This window comes from Roseibium sp. RKSG952 (assembly GCF_009711355.1).
Genome location: NZ_SMMF01000842.1, coordinates 1 through 16,054, shown reverse-complemented (window position 1 = coordinate 16,054; position 16,054 = coordinate 1). Strand labels below are relative to the sequence as shown.

The window sequence follows — 16,054 nt, the reverse complement described above, 5'->3', positions numbered from 1 at the left end:
CCTTATGGCGTCATCGCCACTTCTGTGAAGTAAGGCCATTTTACGCATGTGTTGATTGGCTTCAATTTGCGGAGGTCTTTGTGATTAAAGGCTTTGAGCATGGGTGAATTCAAGCGTGAAGCGCAACTGGACACGCCGAAACCCTGAGCCGGGATCGGAGAACGACCAACAAAGCAGAGTTCAGAAGCTCTCCGGTCCCGCATGAAGCCCCTGCGTGAAACATGGACTTCTGCGGAATGATCCGTCCCGGGCGGTGCACCTCACCCGTCTTCCGAGCGATGACGCACACCTCACGGGCCACAGACCTGATCAGAACCGGTAGGTGATACCGGCGCCGATCAGCCAGGGGTTCAGCTCGGCCGTGCCATGATACTTGGTTCCGCCAACCGTCACACTGTAGTCAGGCTCAAGGAACAGCTTCTTGACGTCGAAGTTGACGCCCCAGTGATCGTCCAGCATGTAGTCGAAACCGGCCTGCAGGGCCGCGCCCCAGGTGTTGTCGATATGCAGCTTGTCGGCGCTTTCACCGGACTGATTGTAGAAGATCGTGTAGTTCACGCCTGCACCGACATAGGGCTTGAACGCGCCGAAATTCGTGAAGTGATATTGCAGGGTCAGGGTCGGCGGCAAGAACCACGCCGTGCCGATCTCACCGAGGCTCGAAATCGTGCCTTCCCCGTCCACATCGGCGAAGGACGTGCCCAGGATCAGCTCGGCCGCGATGTTGTCGGTAAAGAAATATGTGATGTCCAGCTCGGGAACAACGGTGTCGGAATAGGACAGGTCAGACCCCGGAATGGCGTCAACAGAGCCTTCGTCTTCCGTGATCACCCCGAGGGCACGCACACGGATCTGCCACGGGCTCTTTGCCGTTGCAACAGGCACTGCCGTTTCCGCCTGAGGCGCTTCCAAATCCGCCGCTTCTGCCTGAAACACCGGGGCAGCCATCGCCACAGACGTCATCAGCCCCAGAAGAGCAGTCCATTTCACAGTCATCACCATCTCCATCGAGTCTTGCGCAAATCCGCGCCGCACCCCGCTAGAGAGCAACGGCCGCTTGAACATTGAGATGGATCAATGACTTGCCGGGGCGGTCAGCGTGGGCACGCGCCCCGGCATCAGCGTGACAGTTTTACAACAGTCCGTGCGCGCCACTGGCTCCAGGAGAAGCCAGCAAATGCAATCCAGGCGGGTCAATGAAGGGTTTTCGCCTTGACGTCGGTGGCAGGCACTACCGGCTCCGCAACCACCGCCAAGCCTGGCACGAGCAGCTCCGGCCGATAGAATGGATTGGCCCCTTCTTGCGCAATCAGCCCGTCCATGACGGCACGGCTTGCCGCGCTTGGCTCGGGCCAGTCAACCATGTTGTTGATCGGAAAACCCTGCCCAAGCGCACCGAGGATGTCATTTGCGACCTTCCTGGTCGCCACGAGGGTCTCTTCCCTGTCCGAGTGGCCGGAATACCATGTATAATAGCCGATCACCTCACTGCAAAAAAAGCTCTCCCAGCTATCGAAGACTTCAGACGCAATCAGCCGGAAATTCTCCAATTCCTTCCAGGCTTCGTCCCGCGTCAGGTATCCCGCCATGTAGGCAAGGCGAACGATAAAGACGCCACGGCAAATATCAAATCCCCATGCCAGCGGAACAATGCCGTGACGCCCCTGTGGCTTGAAAATGTAATCAATCGCACTTGGTGGCATGTTGAAGATGTTTTTCAAGTCGCTTTTGATGGTTTCCCGGCCGATTTGACGTGCGTAACAGTGAATTTCGGCTCTGAAGTCGATGCCCCCGGGCAACATCTCGCGTTCAGCGCCATGGTCCTCCAGTATATCCGAAACCACCTTTTCCAATTCGCTGTTCGTCATTTCGAGCCTCGACAGCACGTTCTTCTTCAAGAACAGGGACACTCCTTCAGCATCCTCGTCATCCTCAAAAATCAACTGATGCAACTGGCCTCTGCTCAAATCGCTGTTCCGGGTCAAGCGGTGGTAAAGCTTGTCAAACCCCTCCTGATTGACAATGTCCACGATCCCGGTGCGGTGCCCGTGGCCAAAGCACAGCTGCCCGGCAAGATCCAGAATCTCGCTCCGGCTGGAAACGCCCCAATCCCTCTTTAATCCTTCGGCACGCTTGTCCGAAAAATGAAAAGTCATGTGCTCGAACTTCTTCACAGCATCCACCGGGTCGGGTTCTGTCCCGTTCCGCAGTATGAACGCGCCGACTTCCAGTGTGTGATACCAACCCATGTCCCGATAGGTAAACCGGGCGCTGAGCCCCAGCGCCTGGATTTGCTCCCTGGTCAGTGGCTCGTTGCCCCGTGCCTTGTGATAGATTTCGAGTTCCTTGGCTGGAGCCATCCTGTAGGCCTTGGTCAAAGCCAGCCAAAGGCCAATCCCGATAAACAAGAGCCCACGGAAAACCAGACCGTCTCCGATGATCCAGAACGTCAGGGCGGCGGGGGTGAAAAACATGACCCACATCACGCAAAAGGCCGGGTCATTGAATTTGAACAGGTTCTTCCAGAACGGAAGTTTGCGAACCGGAACCTCGCGGGTTTGATCCATGTTCTGGATGATGTCTTCCATGTAGGGCTTGCTCATCTGTCTTGATCATTCATGCATTCGGGATCACCCGGGGACCGGGCGTCACAGGTTCCAAAACGGGGCGGTTTTTCCGGGCCGGATGCCCGGCCAGTCTTCGTTGATCCGGAAGGTTACGCATGAGGCATACGCAAGTTTCGACCGAACGAAAATGCCCTTGTGACAGGCCAGCCTGTTCCGGGGCAGACCTGGAATGCTGATGCCGCATTGCGCGGACAGATCATGCAAAAGCGCTAAAAATCCGCCGGTTTCAGGCGGATTCTCCCAAGATACGGCAGCCCCCTCCCTGAATTGCAGCCCGAAACCAGATGTCAGCGTGTCTATCGCGAACATACCGGAAGAGACTGAAAATGAATGGCTGGAAAGTGCTCTCCGACACGGAGGACAGGCAACCGGGACGCAGCGGCGGCAAGGCCCGGCGGTCAATCCGGGTGCCCGGACACATGGACCGGCGCAGACACAAAAAAGGGCGTGCTCATTTGCCACGCCCTTTTGGAAGTCAATTTCTGTGCGGGACCGCTATTCGGCAGCCTGATTGTGGTAGCCGACGCCGCCCGCTTCCGTTTCGAGGAACGCCGCGCCACAGGCCTTGGCCAACTCCCGGACCCGCAGGATGTAGCTCTGGCGTTCGGTCACGGAGATCACGCCGCGCGCATCAAGAAGGTTGAAGGCGTGGCTGGCCTTGATGCACTGGTCATAGGCCGGAAACACGACCTGATGCACATGGGACCCGGCGGCATCACGCGCCTTGGCCCCGGCTTCCAGCAGTGCCCGGCATTCGGCTTCCGCATCCTTGAAATGCTGGAACAGCATCTCCGTATTGGCATGTTCGAAATTGTGCCGCGAGTATTCCTGCTCGGCCTGCAGGAAGACATCGCCATAGGTGACCTTGTCGTCGCCTTCCTTGCCGTTGTAGTTCAGGTCATAAACGTTATCGACGCCCTGGATATACATCGCGATGCGTTCAAGGCCGTAGGTCAGCTCGCCGGAGACAGGCGCGCATTCAAAGCCCGCCACCTGCTGGAAATAGGTAAACTGGGACACTTCCATCCCGTCGCACCAGCACTCCCAGCCGAGCCCCCAGGCGCCCAGGGTCGGGCTTTCCCAGTCGTCCTCGACAAAACGCACGTCATGCAGTTTCGGGTCCAGCCCGATGGCATAGAGCGAGTTGAGGTAGAGGTCCTGAAGATTGGCCGGAGACGGCTTCAGGATCACCTGAAACTGATAGTAATGCTGCAGCCGGAAAGGGTTGTCGCCATAGCGGCCGTCGGTCGGGCGGCGCGAGGGCTGGACATATGCCGCCTTCCACGGGCGCGGACCGAGCGAGCGCAGGGTCGTTGCCGGGTGAAACGTGCCGGCGCCGACTTCCATGTCATAGGGTTGCAACACCACGCAGCCCTGGTCCGCCCAGTAGCGCTGGAGTGTCAGAATGAGGCCCTGAAACGAGTTTTCCGGACGCATATGCGCCGGAAGATCTTGTGTCGACATGGATTTTTCCGCAAGTGTGGATCGCCCGGCGGAAACACTCCGCCATCTCGGGGCGAGAGGTGCCACGGACGGCGCAAGAGGTCAAGATGAAGGCATCCATTCACGCCATCTCAGCCGGAAACTGGCCACGTCCCCGGCTGGCTTCAGTCGACAAGCTTACAAGAAATTCAGCCCTGCGGCCGGTATTTGCCGGTTGCCGGATCCAGCACGAGTTTCGCGCCACGCCCTGCCGGGTCGGCCTGGGCCGCCATTTTGGACAGTTGGGCTTCCACTTGTGCCACCTTCTTTTTCATCCGCCTGACGATCCAGTAGCCACCGGCCGCCAAGGCTGCCACGCCAATCAATTCTGTCATTTTGTTCGTCCCTCTTGATACTCTTTCCCGGTTACAGGCCGTAGCGCATCCACATGGCCCGGGTTTCCGCAGCACTGATCAGGTCATCGGCCAAGGCCCCTGCCTCGGGCAGCCCCGGCAGGGAAACCCCGCCGACACCGGCGCGCCTGCCAAACAGGCCGCGCGGCGCGGAAATCAACTTTGGCTTGGCCTTGTCACCATAGCGCTTGCGCAAGGTCCCGCGCAAATCGCCGATTTCATCGACCAGGCCAAGGTTGCGTGCCGACTGGCCGGTCCAGAACTTGCCTGTGAACAGATCCGGGTCGTCGCCAAGCACATCCTTGCGCCGCTCCTTGACCATGCCGATGAAGGTCTCGTGGATTTCGAGCTGCAAGGCCTTCACATATTCAATGTCCTCCGGCACTTCCGGCTGGAACGGATCGAGTGTCACCTTCTTCTCGCCCGCGGTGTAGACCCGGCGCTCCACCCCGATCTTCCTGATCAGCTCGGTAAAGCCGAAGCCGGCGGCCACCACACCGATCGATCCGACGATGGAAGACGGATCGACAATGATCTCGTCACCGGCCAAGGCAATCATGTAGCCGCCGCTTGCCGCCACGTCTTCGACGAAGACCAGAACATCCTTGTTCTTCTCGGTGGCCAGATCCCGGACCCGTTGAAAGATCAGCCGGGACTGAACCGGAGACCCGCCTGGCGAATTGACGATGATCGCAACCGCAGGCGCGTTTTTCATCGAAAAGGCTTTTTCAAGCGGCACCGCCACGCTGGCGAGCGACAGGCCCGGTCGAAGAGGCGTTGCCATGCCGATCGGCCCCTGCATCCGGACAACCGGGATGACCATGTCCTCTTTACGCATGGATTTAGGCAATAATTTGCGAAAGCCCTTCAGCAAGCAACAGCTCCATTTTTAAAATCTTGTCATGTTTCGATATAGGGGGGCAGGCAAAGCGAAAAAAGGCCTGTGCCGTCTTTGCGTCAAAAGCCCTGCCCTAGGCAGTTGAATTGGCATCGAGTTTCTGGCGCAGAGACAGAAAGTCGCGCCAGGACAACCGTTTCTCCAGCGGGCTGCGCAAGAGATAGGCCGGATGGTAGGTCGCAAGACAGGGAACATCCCGGCCCCCGGCCGGGAACGTATTCCAGCTTCCGCGCAGTTTACGGATACCGTCGCGCCCCCCAAGCAGCGGCCTGACCGCGTCTTCTCCCAAGAAGACAATCACATCTGGCTTCGCCAGTTCAATCTGCCGGAGGATAAAGGGTTTGCAGATTTCCGTTTCCTGCGGTGTCGGCTTTCGGTTTCCGGGCGGACGCCACGGCACGACATTGGCGATATAGACAGAACTCCGGTCGAGATTGACCGCCTTCAGCATCCGGTCCAGAAGTTGCCCGGACCGGTTGGTAAACGGCCTGCCTTGAAGGTCATCGTCCCGATCAGGCGCATTGCCGATCAGCATGACTCGGCCGTCCGGATTGCCGTCGGAAAACACCAGGTTCTTGGCAGTCAGTTTCAGGTTGCAGCCCTCAAACCGCTCAAGGCATTTTCGCAATTCGTCCAGAGACCCGGCGGTCCGAGCCGCATCACGGGCCGCCTGAACGGCAGCCGCATCCGGCAAAATGACCGGTCTTTCACCCCCCGGTGCTGCCCCGGGACCGGCCGGCGCGTTTTGAGGCTGCGGCGGTTGAGGCTGCGGCGGCACGCCAAACGGCCCGGGTTGCGGCATCTGTGGCGTTGCTTGAGGCATTGGCGGGGACGGGGCCGCCGGCCTTGTTTGCGGCGCGGCGCGCATCTGGGCCTGTTGGGCATTGGCACGCTGTTCGGCCTGCTTCCGGCTCAGATCATACCAATCGACCGGGTCCTCATCGAGAAAACCATCGACACCCGCTGCACTGTAAAAGTCCAGCAGCGATTCCAGTTCCCGATTGGTTTCCATCGTCAAGCTCACCCAAGCACCTCCATGTCCCTCCATACGACAGATCCGTGCCATACGAAAGCCGGGAGACCGGCATGCCTGTCCACAACGATACGCGTCTGCAAAGGCGTACCGGATGCTTCCTATAAGATCTTGCGGGTTGGAAGAGAACACTATATTACGTTTACGTAAAGGTTATACAGCTTCTTGACGAAACACCTGGCGTCGGGACCGTCACGGCAGGAACGCTGGCAAAAATGCTGAATTCGTGGAAACCGCGACGATAAATGTCGTGTTTTCCGCACAACAATGATGCAAATAGGGAAATACCGGCTGAACCGGGCAATGTGAGGGAGAACACAATGGCGGAACAAGACGCCCTTGGTGAACGCGAAAGCATGGATGTCGACGTCGTGATCGTCGGCGCCGGACCGGCGGGTCTGGCTGCCGCGATCCGCCTGAAACAGATTGCGAACGAAAAAGGCGAGGAACTGAGCGTCGTCGTTCTGGAAAAGGGCTCGGAAGTGGGTGCCCACATCCTGTCCGGCGCCGTGCTCGATCCGATTGCCCTGAACAAGTTGCTGCCCGAGTGGCGCGAGGAACAGGACACCCCGCTGAAAACGCCGGTCACGGCCGACCATTTCCTTGTGCTCGGCCCCGCAGGCTCGATCCGCCTGCCGAACATGTTCATGCCGAAGCTGATGAACAACCACGGCAACTACATCGTCTCCCTCGGCAATGTCTGCCGCTGGATGGCCGAAAAGGCCGAGGCGCTCGGTGTCGAAATTTATCCGGGCTTCGCGGCAGCGGAAATCCTCTACAATGAAGACGGCAGTGTCGCGGGTGTTGCGACCGGTGACATGGGCATCGGCCGGGACGGCAAGCCGAATGCGATGTTCACCCGCGGCATGGAACTGCGAGCGAAATACACGCTGATCGGCGAAGGCGCGCGCGGGTCGCTCGCAAAAATCCTGATCGACAAGTTTGGTCTCGACCAGGACAGCGACGTTGCCAAATACGGCATCGGCATCAAGGAGCTGTGGCAGGTCGATCCGTCCAAGCACAAGCCCGGCCTCGTTCAGCACTCCTTCGGCTGGCCGCTTGACGGCAAGACCGGTGGCGGCTCCTTCCTGTATCATCTGGAAGACAATCAGGTCGCGGTCGGCTTTGTGATCCACCTGAACTATCAGAACCCGTGGCTGTCACCGTTCGACGAGTTCCAGCGTTTCAAGACCCATCCGGCGATCCGTGACACCTTCGAAGGCGGCAAGCGCATTTCTTACGGTGCGCGCGCGATCACCGAAGGCGGGTTCCAGTCCGTGCCGAAACTGTCTTTCCCCGGCGGACTGATCATGGGCTGTTCGGCCGGCTTTGTGAACGTGCCGCGGATCAAGGGATCCCACAACGCCATGCTGTCAGGCATGCTGGCGGCAGAGGAAGTCATGGCCGCCATTGGCCGCGGCGAGGCCAACACCGAACTGACCCAGTACGACACCGACTGGCGCAACAGCGAGATCGGGGCGGATCTCAAGAAAGTTCGCAACGTCAAGCCGCTGTGGTCGAAATTCGGCACCTGGGCCGGGATTGCCCTTGGCGGTCTGGACATGTGGACCAACGAGCTGTTCGGCTTCTCCTGCTTCGGCACCCTGAAACATGGCAAGAGCGACGCGGAAAGCCTGAAGCCGGCCAAGGATTGCAAGAAGATCGAGTATCCGAAGCCCGATGGCGTCATTTCCTTCGACAAGCTGTCCTCCGTGTTCCTGTCGAACACCAACCACGAGGAAGACCAGCCGATCCACCTGAAGGTGAAGGACGACGCGCTTCAGAAGCGGTCCGAGCACGACGTTTTTGCCGGACCTTCCAACCGCTACTGCCCGGCCGGTGTCTATGAATGGATCGAGGAAGGCGAGGATGCCCCGCGGTTCCAGATCAACTCGCAGAATTGCGTCCACTGCAAGACCTGTGACATCAAGGACCCGAACGGCAACATCACCTGGACCGTGCCGGAAGGTGCGGGGGGGCCGAACTACCCGAACATGTAGCGGTATTGCGATTTCGTGAAAAACAAACGGCACCGGAAACGAAAGTCTCCGGTGCCGTAGTCTTATGGCCGATGGGTCATTATCCGAAGGCGCATCTTTAAAAGATGCAAGCCGTCCGGTCGCGGTTATTCGGGGCGAACGACCAAGGCGGGAGCTTTTTCGCTCCTCGTTAGTCTTCGCTGGTCAAGCCACCGACCCGCTGCCACAAGCCACATGCACCGAAAATCCTGAGCTGGCCGGGGAGGAACGGCCAACGTCAACGGGGCGATGCAAGTCTTGTTGTTGGGAAACGCCTGCGCCTACGGGTGAACGGCCTGCCGTATCACGATCAGCGCAAAGAGGGGCGGCACACAAGCTCGCCGCGTTTCCAATGCGAGGGTATGTAATTTACCTTAACGGCAGCGTCAACTAAATTTTCCGAGTGATGAAAAATTTTTCATCACTCGAACACCAAGTGTCTGGACGTACGTTAAAATTCGCGGCTTTTAAGCCGCGTCCCGTTCCTGATAGGACCGCCGGCGGCGCGGGCGTCTGGACTTTTGGGCCTCAGACCCTTGCTTGCCGCCACCAGACCGGGACTGGCCGTTGCGATTTGACCCGTTGCCCCGTCCCTTGCGGGCAGGCTTGGTGCGCGCAAACTCTTCGCCAGGCTTCTCGCCGCCCACAATCTCGATCTCGATCCCGATCAGCTTTTCAATCTGACGCAGGAGACCGAATTCCTCCGGAGCGCAGAGGGCCACAGCTTCACCTTCGGCACCGGCACGGGCGGTCCGGCCAATCCGGTGAACATAGGCTTCAGCGACCTCGGGCAGCTCGAAATTGTAAACGTGGCTGACGCCGGGGATGTCGATCCCGCGGGCCGCGACGTCGGTCGCAACCAGCACCTTGATCGAGCCTTCGCGCAGGCCCTTGATTGCCCGGTCCCGCTGGTTCTGGCTCTTGTTGCCATGAATGGATCCGGCCGATATTCCGGCTGCGGCCATCTTCTTCATCAGCCGTTCAGCGCCATGTTTCGTGCGGCAGAATACCAGCGACAGGTCGTCCGGGCGGGCACACAGCAGATCGATCAGAAAACCCGTCTTGGCCTTCTGGTCCATGAAGTGAACGCTTTGCGTGATCTTGTCGGCGGTCTTGCCGGCAGGTGCCACCTCGACCCGGACCGGATCGGTCAGATAGGTCTTGGCCAGATCCTCGATCTGCTTCGGCATGGTGGCCGAGAACAACAGCGTTTGCCGCTCTTTGGCAACAAGGGTGGAAATCCGGCGCAGGGCGTGAATGAAACCGAGGTCCAGCATCTGGTCGGCTTCGTCGAGCACCAGGAACGAGGCCGTATCAAGACGCACAGCCTGGCGGTCAACCAGATCCAGCAGGCGGCCCGGCGTGGCAACCAGAATGTCCGTACCCTTGGAAAGACGCTTGATCTGGCCATTGATGGACACGCCACCAACAACAGAGGTCACCCGCAGCGGCGTCCCCTTGATGAAGGAAATGATGTTCTTGGCGATCTGGTTGACCAGCTCGCGGGTCGGCGCCAGGATCAGCGCACGGCAGCCGGTCGGAACCGGCCTTTTTGGATTGGCCAGCAATTGCTCGGCCAGCGGCAGGCTGAAGGCCGCCGTTTTGCCGGTGCCAGTCTGTGCAAGCCCGATCAGGTCTTCGCCCTTCAACACATAGGGAATGGCGTCCTTCTGGATCGGTGTCGGTTCGTCATAGCCATTGTCGACAACAGCCTTCACGAGCGCATCAGATAGCCCGAGCGTGGAAAAATTATTCAAAATCATACCTTTATGGTGCGCTCAACCGTTACCTGGCCAAGCTTGGTCCGGCCCTGAACTGAGGGCCTGTCAGCGGTTGCAGCAAGACATCGGGGCCAGCGCTCGAAGCGTCCAAAAAGCCGTCTTGCCGTCAGAACCCCGCGTGAAATGGGAACTTGGGAGGTGTGGACTGATCAAAAGTCCGGTCCGCCGGCACCGGATTCGCGATCATCGCGGCAAGGTGCACTCCGCTCACGCGGCAGAAAAGCGGTGCGCCCGTATCGCCGGAACCGGCCCCAAAGTCAAGGAGATTCGGTTATTGCGTGGTTTGCGGCACCAACCGCAAAAGCTGAGCCGGATCATTGTCGGTCAACACATAGATCATCCCGTCCGGCCCCTGCCGCACATCCCGGATCCGCTCGTCCAGCCCGGTCAGAAGTTTTTCCTCGCCGGTCACCGTCTCGCCATCGAGCGACAATCTGGCAAGATGCTGGCCGCGCAAGGCCCCGACCAGCAAGGACCCCTGCCAGTCCGGGTAGAGATCGCTTGTCACAAATGCCATGCCCGATGGCGCGATCGACGGATCCCAGTAATAAAGCGGCTGCTCGTAACCGGGGGCAGAATTGCCGACCCCGATCTTGCCACCGGAATAGTGCCGGCCATAGGAGATCACCGGCCAGCCGTAATTCTTGCCGGCCTCCGGCTTGTTCAGCTCGTCCCCGCCACGCGCGCCATGCTCCACCGTCCAGAGTTCGCCGGTTGCCGGGTTGATGGCAGCACTTTGCGGGTTCCGGTGCCCGGTCGACCAGATCTCGGGCCGATGGCCCTCTTGTCCAACAAACGGGTTGTCGCCCGGCACGGACCCGTCCTGATTGATCCGCAGCACATTGCCCGAATGGTCCGCCGGGTCTTGCGAACGCGGACCGTCGCCCCGGTCGCCGGTGGTAAAAAACAGCGTGCCGTCATCGGCGAAAGCAAGCCGCGAGCCGAAATGACGCCCGCCAAAGCCTGTGTTGTTGCCGGTGAAGATCGTCTCGCCATCTGCCAGCCGGTAACCCTCGCCATCCGGTACCAGCCGGGCCCTGAACACGGACGTCCCCGCCCCTTCCGGAGAGCCGTCCGAATAGGTCATGAATATCTGGCTGGAAGTGTGAAAATCCGGCGCCAGCGCAATGTCGAGAAGACCGCCCTGCCCCTGGCTAAACACCTCCGGCGTGCCGGGCACGTCGCTGAGGCTCCCGTCCTTGGATGCGTATTTCAGAACACCGTCCCGCTCGGTGATCAGATAGCCCCCGTCCGGCAAAAAGGCGACAGCCCACGGAAACGACAGGCCGTCAACAACGACCTGCGGCTCGATGGCGGTTTGCGCAAGGGCCTGTTCGCTCAACGCGCCCGAGACAAGCACACCGGCCAGGGCGGCGGCTCCGGCGCCCTTGAGCACGGTTCTTCCGGTTTGACGTAAAGACGCGGCAAAAGTCATCGGATCTCCCCTGACACGGCCCTGTCACAAGCTTCAATGGTCTGTTCCCGTGAAGACATAGGAAGCCTTGCGAATAAGACCAGTTGCCGGTGTCCGGATTTTAGCTCCCGCCGCTTTCCAGCCGCGCGCGAATGGTGCGCTGCTCGTAGGCCACGTTCCAGTCGATCAGAACCTGGAACACTGCCTCCGACTGCTCCGGTTCGAGCCCCAGTGCCTCTGCCATGCCCCTGATCTTGGCAAGCATGGTGTCGATCCGCTGCGCATCAAACGCCTCGTCGGGATGCTGCTTGATCTCGGCCATTCTCCGGACATAGCCTTGGCGTTCGGCAAACAGCTTGATCAGAACTTCGTCAATCCGGTCGATTTCGGTCCGGATATGCTCCTTGGCAGTGCATTCGCTTGGCAGTCTTACAGCAGTCACTGGTATTCCCGGTTCTAGAACAAAGGATCATCACATGTAAAAACGCCGGCCGCGGACAGCCGGCGCCTGAAGATACAGGATCGATTGATGCCGTGAACCGGATCAATCGCCTTTTTCAAAACCCTGTTGCGCTTCGACACACGCAAGGGCCGACATGTTCACGACACCGCGCGATGTCACCGACGGGGTCAGGATATGTGCCGGTCTGGCCGTGCCCAGGAGGATCGGACCGACATGTAACGCCCGGGTCGCAACCTTCAACAGGTTCAACGCGATATTGGCAGAGTCCAGGTTGGGGAACAACAGCAGGTTGGCTTCGCCTTTCAGCCGGCTGCCCGGCATGACCTGCTCGCGCAGCATTTCGCTCAAGGCAGAGTCGCCGTGCATCTCGCCATCGACTTCCAGATCCGGGCACCGGTCCCACAGCATGTGCAGGGCCTCGCGCATCTTGCGGGAAGAGGCGGTTTCGCGGGAGCCGAAATTCGACAGGGACAACAAGGCCGCCTTGGGCTCGATTCCGAACCGGTGGATTTCCTGAGCCGCAAGATCCGCCATCTCGGCAAGTTCACCGGCACTCGGGTCCTCGGAGACAAAGGTATCGGTCAGAAACATCGCGCCGCGCGAGTTGATCAGCAGGGACAGAGCTGACAGGTCCCGCGCGCCGGGGCGCATGCCGATGATCTGGCGAATGTCCCGCAAATGCTTGCTGAAGCGCCCTTCAAGACCGCAGATGGCAGCATCCGCTTCGCCGCGCCGGACCGCCAGCGCGGAAATCACCGTCGCATTGGTGCGCACAACCGTACGCGCGGCATTGACCGGAACGCCCTTGCGCCCGACACAGGCGAAATACTCGTCGACATACTCCCGGTAACGCGGATCGTCCTGCGGGTTGACGAATTCGAAATCCTTGCCCGGACGGATCTTGAGACCGAACCGTTCGCAGCGGCTTTCCAGAACGTCCGGCCGCCCGACAAGGATCGGCTTGGCAATATTATCCTCGATCAGAACCTGCGCGGCACGCAAGACGCGCTCGTCCTCGCCTTCCGCATAGATGATCCTTTTCGGGTCTTTCGCCGCCGCCTCGATGATCGGCTTCATGATCAGGCCGGAGCGGAACACGAACCGGTTCAGCCGGTCCATATAGGCATCGAAATCCGTGATCGGCCGGGTCGCGACACCGGTGTCCATGGCTGCCTTGGCCACCGCCGGTGCAATCCGCAGGATCAGGCGCTGATCGAAGGGAGAGGGAATGAGATAGTGCGGCCCGAAGGTCTCGGTCTTGCCGCCATAGGCCTTGGCGGCCACATCGGAGGGTTCCTCGCGCGCCAGCCCGGCAATCGCCTCGACGGCTGCCCGCTTCATTTCCTCATTGATCGTGGTCGCCCCAACGTCCAGAGCGCCCCGGAAGATATACGGAAAACACAGGACATTGTTGACCTGGTTCGGATAATCCGAGCGCCCGGTGCACATCACCACATCCGGACGGATGGCCCTGGCCTCTTCCGGCATGATTTCCGGCGTCGGATTGGCCAGCGCCAGGATCAGGGGGCCATAGGCCATCTTCTTGACCATGTCGGGCTTGAGCACCCCGCCCGCCGACAGACCGAGAAAAACATCGGCACCATCGATCACTTCATCCAGCGTCCGCTTGTCGGTCTTCTGGGCAAAGCGGGCCTTCCACTCGTCCATCAGGGTGTCGCGGCCCTCATAGACAACGCCCTCGATATCGGTGATCCAGATGTTTTCCCGTTTTGCACCGAGCGAGACCAGCATGTTGAGGCAGGCGAGCGCCGCCGCACCCGCGCCTGATGCAACAATTCTGGCGTCTTCAAGCTTCTTGCCGGCAAGGTCCAGACCGTTGCGCACGGCCGCGCCGACGATGATCGCCGTGCCGTGCTGATCGTCGTGGAACACCGGAATGTTCATCCGCTCGCGCAGCTTTGCCTCGATCATGAAGCATTCCGGCGCCTTGATGTCTTCCAGATTGATCCCGCCGAAGGTCGGCTCCAGAACGGCCACCGCATCGACAAACCGGTCGACGTCACGCTCGTCCACCTCAATGTCGAAAACGTCGATCCCGGCGAATTTCTTGAACAGGACCGCCTTGCCTTCCATCACCGGCTTGGAAGCCAGCGGTCCGATCGCGCCCAGACCAAGCACGGCCGTGCCGTTGGAAATCACGGCAACCAGATTGCCGCGCGCCGTGTAGTCGGCCGCCTTGGACGGGTCCCTGGCAATTTCCTCGCACGGCGCGGCAACGCCGGGGGAATAGGCAAGCGCCAGATCGCGCTGGTTGCCGAGCGGCTTGGTCGGCTGGATTTCCAGCTTTCCGGGACGGGGATGCTCGTGAAAAAAGAGGGCTGCTTCTGTCAGGTCGCTGCCACTGGTGGATTTCTGATCGCTCATCCCGGTTCGCCTTTCCCTCGCCCATTCGGTGCCCTTGAAAGAGCCCTCCAAAGCGCATCGCGTATCTGCTTTTTCTTGAACTTTCGTCGTGGTTTACCCTGCGCGATGCCAAATGAGAACCCGCAACAGCAGGAACAGCACCAAACCGTTCAAAATATGCCACAGAAAATGCGTCCCAATCGCGAAGCTGGCGCAAATTTGAGAATCCAGCGAACGGAAGGTCAGCGAAATGCCGAAGATGACGCCGGTTGCCAGCAGCCAAAGGGCAAGCCTGGGATTTTTCGGGTAGAAAAAGCCGCCAACGACAAAAATGGCAAGCAACGCGGGCAGATATCCGGCAGATGATCCGATAACCTTGGCCCAGACCTCGCCAACCATGGGCGAGAGAACCAGATAGCCGATGACGATGGCAATGGCGACCACCCAATGCAATTGCAGATACCGGCGCAAGGCAACGAGCAGGTAGAGACAGATGAACAGCGCAATCGGGATCACATCTGCCAAAAGCGCCCAGCGGGTCGCAAATGTGTGAAACAGAAAAGAGCCCGTGCCGGTCGCAAAGACGATGATGATCAATGCCAGCGCCCACCAGTCATCCGGCGTCTTGCGCCGCCAGATCCAGAACGCCACCAGAGCTGCAATGATGAAAGAGGCGTTGGTGATCGCATTGAAGGGTTCGGCCCAAAACGCCGGGCCCAGCCGTTCACAATAGTGGTCAAGGTGTTCATGCATCTGCGGCTCTTTCCGAAACAGGCTCTTTCAATAGGTTAAAAATGCTGTAGCTTGCCGCTTCGCGAGGCAGCCTGACGCTGCTTACCTACCGCACGTCTCCGTGTTTCTTGCAAGGGGGAACCATGTCCAAGATTGATGAAAGCCGCCCGTTCATTCCCTTGAACATTGCCGTTCTCACGGTCTCGGACACGCGGTTGCTGGAAGATGACCGCTCGGGCAACACGCTTGCCGGCCGGGTGGAACAGGCAGGCCACAATCTGGCCGACCGGAAAATCGCAACCGACGACGTTCCCGTCATACAAGCAGTCGTCAAGGACTGGATCGAGCGTTCCGATGTCGATGTGATCATCACGACAGGCGGAACCGGCTTCACCGGACGGGATGTGACACCGGAAGCGATTGAGCCCCTGTTTGAAAAGCGCATGGACGGTTTCTCGGAAGTGTTCCACCGGATCTCCTATGACAAGATCGGCACGTCGACCATTCAGTCGCGCGCTACCGGCGGTGTTGCCGGAGCCACTTACATATTCGTGCTTCCCGGCTCTCCGGGCGCCTGCAAGGATGCTTGGGATGGTATCCTGAAGTGGCAGCTCGACTACCGGCACATGCCATGCAATTTCGTCGAGATCATGCCGCGTCTGGACGAGCACCTGAAGCGCGGCAAACTGCGGGAAGCCTGAGGCGCCGGTTCCGGCGGGCAACCGGACCATGTTTACGGGCACGGGTGCGGGGAGAGACCGTTCCGTCAATGACAAGCACACAAGTGAACTGGATCTCCCGCAAAGATTCTCATTGAAAGATATCCAACACAGCCCTTCCCGCCCCTATACTCCGGTCCGTGCCCGCTCTCACGGGCCCCCGGGGGACC

The 16,054-nt window shown here is 59.6% G+C and carries 13 protein-coding genes; 2 read left to right on the top strand and 11 right to left on the bottom strand.

Features of this window, described 5'->3' with window-relative positions; all coding sequences use genetic code 11:
* Positions 1–309 precede the first annotated feature (309 nt).
* The 6 genes from E1297_RS09885 to E1297_RS09860 form a co-directional block, all read right to left on the bottom strand.
* Positions 310–963 (bottom strand): OmpW family protein, encoded by a 654-nt coding sequence (locus E1297_RS09885; RefSeq protein ID WP_244327711.1) that lies wholly within the window; start codon positions 961–963, stop codon positions 310–312.
* 230 nt (positions 964–1,193) lie between these two features.
* Complete coding sequence (locus E1297_RS09880; protein WP_155137360.1) at positions 1,194–2,603, bottom strand: DUF1266 domain-containing protein; 1,410 nt, start codon at positions 2,601–2,603, stop codon at positions 1,194–1,196.
* A gap of 519 nt (positions 2,604–3,122) precedes the next feature.
* Entirely contained in the window at positions 3,123–4,091 is a 969-nt protein-coding gene (locus E1297_RS09875; RefSeq protein ID WP_155137358.1) for a glycine--tRNA ligase subunit alpha, read from the bottom strand.
* Positions 4,092–4,258: 167 nt separating this feature from the next.
* The gene (locus tag E1297_RS09870) at positions 4,259–4,444 is read right to left on the bottom strand and encodes a hypothetical protein (protein ID WP_155137355.1); all 186 of its coding nucleotides are present in this window, start codon (positions 4,442–4,444) and stop codon (positions 4,259–4,261) included.
* Positions 4,445–4,475: 31 nt separating this feature from the next.
* Complete coding sequence (locus E1297_RS09865) at positions 4,476–5,333, bottom strand: S49 family peptidase (RefSeq protein WP_209015733.1); 858 nt, start codon at positions 5,331–5,333, stop codon at positions 4,476–4,478.
* 100 nt (positions 5,334–5,433) lie between these two features.
* A complete protein-coding gene (locus E1297_RS09860) occupies positions 5,434–6,384 on the bottom strand; it encodes a uracil-DNA glycosylase family protein (protein WP_368669509.1) in 951 nt (316 codons plus the stop codon).
* 329 nt (positions 6,385–6,713) lie between these two features.
* Between E1297_RS09860 and E1297_RS09855 the strand changes: the two genes are divergently transcribed.
* Positions 6,714–8,393, top strand: a complete 1,680-nt coding sequence (locus E1297_RS09855) for an electron transfer flavoprotein-ubiquinone oxidoreductase (protein ID WP_155137352.1) — start codon at positions 6,714–6,716, stop codon at positions 8,391–8,393.
* A 485-nt stretch (positions 8,394–8,878) separates the two neighbouring features.
* Here E1297_RS09855 and E1297_RS09850 read toward each other — a convergent pair whose 3' ends face one another.
* The 5 genes from E1297_RS09850 to E1297_RS09830 all read right to left on the bottom strand — a co-directional run bounded on the left by E1297_RS09850 (position 8,879) and on the right by E1297_RS09830 (position 15,186).
* Positions 8,879–10,168, bottom strand: coding sequence for a DEAD/DEAH box helicase (locus tag E1297_RS09850; protein ID WP_155137349.1), 1,290 nt, complete (start codon positions 10,166–10,168; stop codon positions 8,879–8,881).
* Positions 10,169–10,463: 295 nt separating this feature from the next.
* Positions 10,464–11,627 carry a PQQ-dependent sugar dehydrogenase gene (locus tag E1297_RS09845; RefSeq protein ID WP_155137346.1) on the bottom strand — a complete coding sequence of 388 codons (1,164 nt, stop codon included), beginning with the start codon at positions 11,625–11,627 and terminating at the stop codon, positions 10,464–10,466.
* 100 nt (positions 11,628–11,727) lie between these two features.
* On the bottom strand, positions 11,728–12,048 hold the full coding sequence (locus E1297_RS09840) for a chorismate mutase (protein WP_368669508.1): 321 nt from the start codon (positions 12,046–12,048) through the stop codon (positions 11,728–11,730).
* A gap of 102 nt (positions 12,049–12,150) precedes the next feature.
* On the bottom strand, positions 12,151–14,454 hold the full coding sequence (locus E1297_RS09835; protein ID WP_155137344.1) for an NADP-dependent malic enzyme: 2,304 nt from the start codon (positions 14,452–14,454) through the stop codon (positions 12,151–12,153).
* A gap of 93 nt (positions 14,455–14,547) precedes the next feature.
* Positions 14,548–15,186: a ceramidase domain-containing protein gene (locus tag E1297_RS09830; protein WP_155137342.1), complete on the bottom strand. Its 639-nt coding sequence runs from the start codon at positions 15,184–15,186 to the stop codon at positions 14,548–14,550.
* A gap of 122 nt (positions 15,187–15,308) precedes the next feature.
* On the opposite strand from E1297_RS09830, the gene moaB reads away from it, so the two are divergent.
* Positions 15,309–15,866 (top strand): molybdenum cofactor biosynthesis protein B, encoded by a 558-nt coding sequence (moaB, locus tag E1297_RS09825; protein WP_155137340.1) that lies wholly within the window; start codon positions 15,309–15,311, stop codon positions 15,864–15,866.
* Positions 15,867–16,054: the final 188 nt, after the last annotated feature.